The organism is Microbacterium sp. zg.Y909 (assembly GCF_024626565.1).
Map to the genome: position 1 here is coordinate 1 of NZ_JANJFJ010000634.1, position 1,530 is coordinate 1,530.

General features: G+C 70.4%; 2 pseudogenes. One reads left to right on the forward strand and one right to left on the reverse strand.

The annotated features are described in order from the left end of the window. Positions 1-1,155 (forward strand): annotated as a pseudogene (locus tag NQ160_RS23625) (maltose alpha-D-glucosyltransferase); the annotation flags it as partial. Position 1,156: 1 nt separating this feature from the next. Here NQ160_RS23625 and NQ160_RS23630 read toward each other — a convergent pair. After that, positions 1,157-1,530, reverse strand: a pseudogene (locus tag NQ160_RS23630) (phosphotransferase); the annotation flags it as partial.

Consider the following 1,530-nt stretch of genomic DNA (forward strand, 5'->3'; position numbering starts at 1 on the left):
TCGGAGGGGCATCCGCTCTCGCACGCCGCGAACCACATCATCGCCGGCATGGTGCGCAAAGTCGGCGGGTTCACCTTCCAGGAGCTCAACCTCACGATGGAGGACATCCGCGACACCGCAGCCGTCGGAGCCGATCTCTCCTACGACTTCGTCGGTCGTCCCGGCTATCACCACGCTCTGGCGACAGGGCAGACGGAGTTCCTGCGGCTCGCGCTGCGGACATCGCTCGAGCTCGGCGTCCAGCCGGTGCAGCTGGTGCACGGGATGCAGAACCACGACGAGCTCACCTATGAGCTCGTGCACTGGGCGACGCGGCACGGCGACGATCTCTACCGCTTCCGCGGCGAGGAGATCACCGGCGGTCATCTCGCCGAGGTGGTGCGGGCTGAGCTCACCGAGAGCCTGACCGGCAAGGCGGACTACAACCGCGTCTTCACGCAGAACGGCATCGCCTGCACCAGCACCTCGCTCATCGCGGCGACGCGGGGCATCGAACGACTCGCCGACATCGAAGAGACCGACGTTCCGGCCATCCGCGACGCGCATCTGCTGCTCTGCGCGTACAACGCGTGGCAGCCCGGCGTCTTCGCCCTCTCGGGCTGGGATCTCGTGGGCATGCTCACCATCCCGAGCGAGGAGGTCGCCGACCTGCTGGCGGCCGGCGACACCCGGTGGATCGAGCGCGGTGCGCACGATCTGCTCGACGCCGACCCGCAGGCGACGCGCTCGGCGGCGGGGATGCCGCGCGGACGCGCCCTCTACGGCCCGCTGCCCGCGCAGCTCGACGACCCGGATTCGTTCGCCTCGGGCCTGGCCGCAATCCTCGACCTGCGGCGCGAGCACGGCATCGCCACGGCCACCCAGGTGGACATCCCCGAGGTCGCTCACGCCGGCATGCTCGTGCTCGTTCACCGCCTGGACGACGGCGACGCCGAGGCGGATGCCGCCACTCAGGTGACCGTGCTCAACTTCTCCGCCGAGCCGACCGAGGGGACCGTGCGGTCCGAGCAGCTCGTGCCCGGCAGCGAGGTCGTCGACGCGGCGTCGGGGGAGACCGTCGGACGAGTGGACGATCTGCGGAGCTTCTCGGTCTCGCTGCCGGCCTATGGCGCGATGTTCCTGCTGCTCACGCCCGCGGCTCCCGTCGAGGAGTGACTCAGGCCAGAGCTGCGTCGATACCGGCGAGCGGCACGGGCAGCCAGTCCGGGCGGTTGCGCGCCTCGTAGGTCGCCTCGTAGACCGCCTTGTCGAGTACGAGCGCCTTCAGCAGCACGGGGTCGAGCTCGACCGCTCCCGCGGTGCTCGAGTATGCGTCGATGAACGCGGACTGGCACGCGCGTGCCCACGCGGCCGCGTCGTGTCCACCTCCGACCGCGCCGGCGTAGTCGAACGAGCGCAGCATTCCGGCGATGTCGCGCGGCGGCAGATCGGGGATCGCGCGCTCAGGCATGGGGCGCAGCGGCTCGCCTTCGAAGTCGACCACGCGCCACCCGCCATCCTGCACCGCGAGCACCTGGCCGAGGTGGAGAT